Annotated in this window: 4 protein-coding genes; 2 read left to right on the forward strand and 2 right to left on the reverse strand. The window is 50.8% G+C overall.

Annotated features, from left to right (window positions below):
* Positions 1-88 precede the first annotated feature (88 nt).
* Together K2I50_RS02585 and K2I50_RS02590 are read left to right on the forward strand one after the other, a co-directional pair.
* Positions 89-1,312, forward strand: a complete 1,224-nt coding sequence (locus K2I50_RS02585; RefSeq protein ID WP_301024689.1) for an S-adenosylmethionine:tRNA ribosyltransferase-isomerase — start codon at positions 89-91, stop codon at positions 1,310-1,312.
* Positions 1,313-1,436: 124 nt separating this feature from the next.
* Positions 1,437-2,465 (forward strand): FAD:protein FMN transferase, encoded by a 1,029-nt coding sequence (locus K2I50_RS02590; RefSeq protein ID WP_301024690.1) that lies wholly within the window; start codon positions 1,437-1,439, stop codon positions 2,463-2,465.
* Positions 2,466-2,550: 85 nt separating this feature from the next.
* On the opposite strand, the gene rnhB is transcribed toward K2I50_RS02590, so the two are convergent.
* Both rnhB and K2I50_RS02600 read right to left on the reverse strand, forming a co-directional pair.
* Positions 2,551-3,129 carry a ribonuclease HII gene (gene rnhB / locus K2I50_RS02595; protein ID WP_301024692.1) on the reverse strand — a complete coding sequence of 193 codons (579 nt, stop codon included), beginning with the start codon at positions 3,127-3,129 and terminating at the stop codon, positions 2,551-2,553.
* A 43-nt stretch (positions 3,130-3,172) separates the two neighbouring features.
* Positions 3,173-3,901 carry a response regulator transcription factor gene (locus K2I50_RS02600; RefSeq protein WP_301024691.1) on the reverse strand — a complete coding sequence of 243 codons (729 nt, stop codon included), beginning with the start codon at positions 3,899-3,901 and terminating at the stop codon, positions 3,173-3,175.
* Positions 3,902-4,330: the final 429 nt, after the last annotated feature.

Genomic DNA, 4,330 nt, shown 5'->3' on the forward strand with positions numbered 1-4,330 from the left:
CTCCCTCATCACAAGCGAAAATCTGCTCGACGATTGACCGCCCTGACGGTAACATTTATTATTAAACAAGCTCTTAAAATAGCATAGTATGACTACTGACCCGCATTCGCTTCATATCGCTGACTTCAACTATCCATTGCCCGACGAGCTGATTGCAAAACATCCGCTTGCCGAGCGTGACCGTTGCCGACTGCTTGTGCGCAGAGGCGATGGAGCAATCGAAGAGCATGAATTCTCGGAGCTCCCCGGCCTGCTTCCATCCGATGCAATGCTCGTATACAATAACACGCGGGTAATCAATGCCCGTCTGAGATTTCGTAAAGGCGACGACGGCAACGGGGCGCTTATCGAGGTATTCTGTCTTGAGCCGGCTTCGCCGTCGGACTATGCTATCAGTTTTGCATCTACATCGGGTTGCTCGTGGACCTGTTTTGTTGGTAATTCGAAGCGTTGGAAAGAGGGCGCGATAAGGCGCCGTCTGAATGTCGGTGGGCAGGAGGTGTTGCTGAGTGCTACACGTGTGGTGCGCGACGGTAATGCCTCGGAGGTGCGCTTTGACTGGGATAATCCCGATGTCACGTTCTCCCAGATTATAGAGTCGGCGGGCGAAATCCCGATTCCTCCTTATCTCAACCGCGGTACTGAAGAGAGCGATTCGACCGACTATCAGACTGTATACAGCCGTATAGAGGGCTCGGTAGCCGCACCTACCGCCGGGCTCCATTTTACTCCTGCGGTGCTCTCAGCCGTAGACCGGCGCGGTATACCCCGCCGGGAGCTTACACTGCATGTCGGGGCCGGTACTTTCCAGCCTGTCAAGAGCGATACCGTGGGTGAGCATGGCATGCACAGTGAGTTTATATCTGTGCCGCGCGATCTCATTGCCGAACTTGCCGCTACCGACCGTCGTGTAGTGGCCGTAGGCACAACCTCCGTGCGTACGCTTGAGAGTCTGTATCATGCCGGATGTCTTGTGAAGGAGGGCAAATGGCAGGGTGAGGTGCCTCAGTGGTATCCCTATGACGATGGCCATCCGCGTCTGGAGCGACGTCAGGCTCTGGAGGCTTTGCTTGATTATGTTGATGCGTCGGGAGCATCGCGCTTTATAGCATCGACCCGCATTATAATAGCTCCGGGATATACTTACCGGGTGGTAGAGGGTATGGTGACCAATTTTCATCAGCCTCAGTCAACTCTGCTGTTGCTTGTGTCGGCATTTGTCGATGGGCATTGGCGCGAAATGTATGACTTCGCATTGGGGCGTGGATTCCGTTTTCTCAGCTACGGGGATGCCTCTTTGCTGCTGAAATAGTAAAAGTTTGTTAAATTGTAAAGATTATTTAAATAATCTGTAATTAAGTTGCAATAAATCAGAGTGAAGATTGTAACTTTGCGGTGCCATGCAAATTTGGCAACTGACGTCTGATGAATTGCTTATGAAAACAACACTTTCAAGTCTGACTCTTGCCGTCATCACATTGTTTTCCTGGGCGTTTGTGGGTTGTAACTCACCGAAGCCCTATCGTACATGCGAGGGTATCATCTGGTCTACGACCTATCATGTGACCTATGCATCCAATGCTTTGCTCGACGACAGTATCAGGACAGTGATGCAGCAGGTGGATCATTCTGTTTCGGCATTTAATCCACGGTCGATAATTTCTGCCATAAACCGCAATGACACCTCGGCAGTGGCCGATACAATCCTGCGCAGGGTGTTTGAGGAGTCGGTACGTATCAACAGATTTAGCCACGGAGCGTTTGACCCGACGGTAGGTCCGCTGGTGGATTTATGGGGTTTCGGACCGTCAAACGCCACACATTCCGACAGTATACCGACTCCGTCGAAAGCGGCCATAGACAGTGTGCTTATGCTTGTAGGTATGGCCGACTGCGAGTTGCTTCCTGACGGACATGTGCGCAAGAAGCATCCCGGCACCCAGTTTAATTTCTCGGCCATTGCCAAAGGTTATGCCTGCGATCTTGTGGCCGAAATGCTCGAACGCAACGGGGTGGAAAACTATATGGTGGAGATTGGCGGAGAGATAAATGTAAAGGGCGAGAGCCAGATGGGCCAGCAGTGGAGGGTGATGATTGACGCGCCTATTCCCAGCACCGACTCCATAATCCATACGGGTACGGCTATCATAAGGCTGACCGACGACGGAGTGGCCACATCAGGCAATTATCGCAACTTCCACAAGACCGATGCGGGCACTGTAGGGCATACCATCAGTCCGGTTACAGGATATCCGGTAACTACCCGAGTGCTGAGTGTGACTATCCTTGCGCCTGACTGTATTACGGCCGATGCCCTTGCGACGGCTTGCATGGTGATGCCTATGGATAGTGCGCGCGCGATGCTCAACAATATTCCCGAGGCAGCCGGCCTGTTTGTGACGACTGACAGCGATGGCCTTTGGGAGCTGCATCCTACTCGTGGATTCCCGCTCCTTGAGCGATAGAAAATATCAAAAAACATCAGCGCCGCTCTGCTATCATGTGGAGCGGCGCTGATGTTCTTATGTGTTTTATGTTGTGAATGTAGGGTCAGAATAGTGTCAGTTGGGTGTCGAGCAGTCGGAATGACATGCGGTGGAACGGCGATGGCCCGTATTCAGCTATTGCCGCTCTGTGGGCTTTTGTCGGATAGCCTTTGTTTACTGCCCATCCGTACTGAGGGTGTAGCTCATGCAGTCGTTTCATCTCCTGGTCGCGGTGGGTTTTTGCAAGAATTGAGGCTGCGGCTATGTTGGCAAACCTGCCGTCGCCTTTCACGAAAGTTGTGCAGGGGAGTGTGCCGTAAGGAGTAAAGCGGTTGCCGTCGACAATAACCGCTCCGGGGCGTGTGGCAAGTATGTCGAGAGCGCGGTGCATGGCGAGTATTGATGCCTGCAGTATGTTGATATGGTCGATTTCGTCGGCGCTTACCGATGCTACCGCCCATGCAGTGGCCTCTGCTTCGATTATTGCGCGCATCTTGTCGCGACGCGCTTCGGTCAGTTGTTTGGAATCGTTGAGCCAGGGATGGCTGAAATCGTCGGGGAGTATCACGGCGGCGGCATATACCGGGCCGGCAAGGCATCCACGTCCGGCTTCGTCGCATCCGGCTTCGAGACATCCGGGCATATTGCATGCCGGGAGTGGCTGAGGCAGGTTGCTGTGTCTTTTTTTATTGGATGAATCCATATCCGTATCCATAGCGTGTTACGAGATAGTGGGAATAACGGCCGAGTTTCGATCGCAGGCGGTCGAGCACATTGCTGATATACACCTCGCTTACCATGTCTTTTTCAGGCCATGCGTTATCATATATTTCATCGGCATCGAATATCCTGTTTTTGTGGCTTATCAGGAATGCGAGCAGACTGTATTCGTCGCGTCCGAGCTTTACCGGCTGATTGTCGATGAAGGCAGTGCGTTCGCGCAGATTTATTGTAAGCGTGTTATGGCTTATCATGACCGGCTTATCGTATTGCTTCTGGCCGGAAACTATGCGGCAACGACGCAACAATGCGTTGACACGTGCGGTCATCTCGCGCATGGAGAATGGTTTCAATATATAGTCATCGGCGCCGAAGTCGAGACCTCCGATTACATCACCGTCGGGCGAAGAACAGAATATCAGCGGTATGCGGGCTGTAGCTTTGTTCTGTTTCAGATGGTAGGCCAGTTTTATACCTGTCGAATCGTCAAGGTTCATGTCGATTATAAACAGGATGTAGTTGGAGAGGTTCTTCTCCATGGCTTCTCTTGCAGAGTGGCATACTTCTACTTTATAGCCTTCATTTTCGAGCGAATACTGCATCAGGTCGCAGGCGAGAAGATCCTCGTCGGCAATCATTATCTTGCGTCCTTGTGCGTCAGGATTGGATATGATGTGGGTGGCTCTGTCTGCCATTATTGTCACAAACGGTAGTGTTTTGTAATTCGTGAAAATTGTTGCAATGAATTTCTACATCATCGTATGCATGCTTCGGAGAGCTCGCTGTCAGGCGATGTAAGATAATTTCCACGACTTACTTATGCGATTTTGTACGGATTCTAAGATAGTGCATCGGAAATCGCGATAAAATTATAAAATTAATTTCAATAGGTGATTGAATGCCACCGTATTGTAGCAACAATGTCTTTGCAGTGTTATTAGACTCCGGTTTGTAAAGATGCTGTCATTATTTGGGTGTGGATTTGCCACATAAATGTAATTGGGGATGTGGTGCGGCCGGATTCGGCTCCGATAAAAAACGGCGTGACCCGGTTAGATACCGCTGAAGGCAATTATAGGTTTGTTTTATTAAAGGGTTAAAACCGCATGTGATGATTTATAGGT

This window comes from Muribaculum sp., assembly GCF_029051885.1.
GTDB lineage: Bacteria > Bacteroidota > Bacteroidia > Bacteroidales > Muribaculaceae > Muribaculum.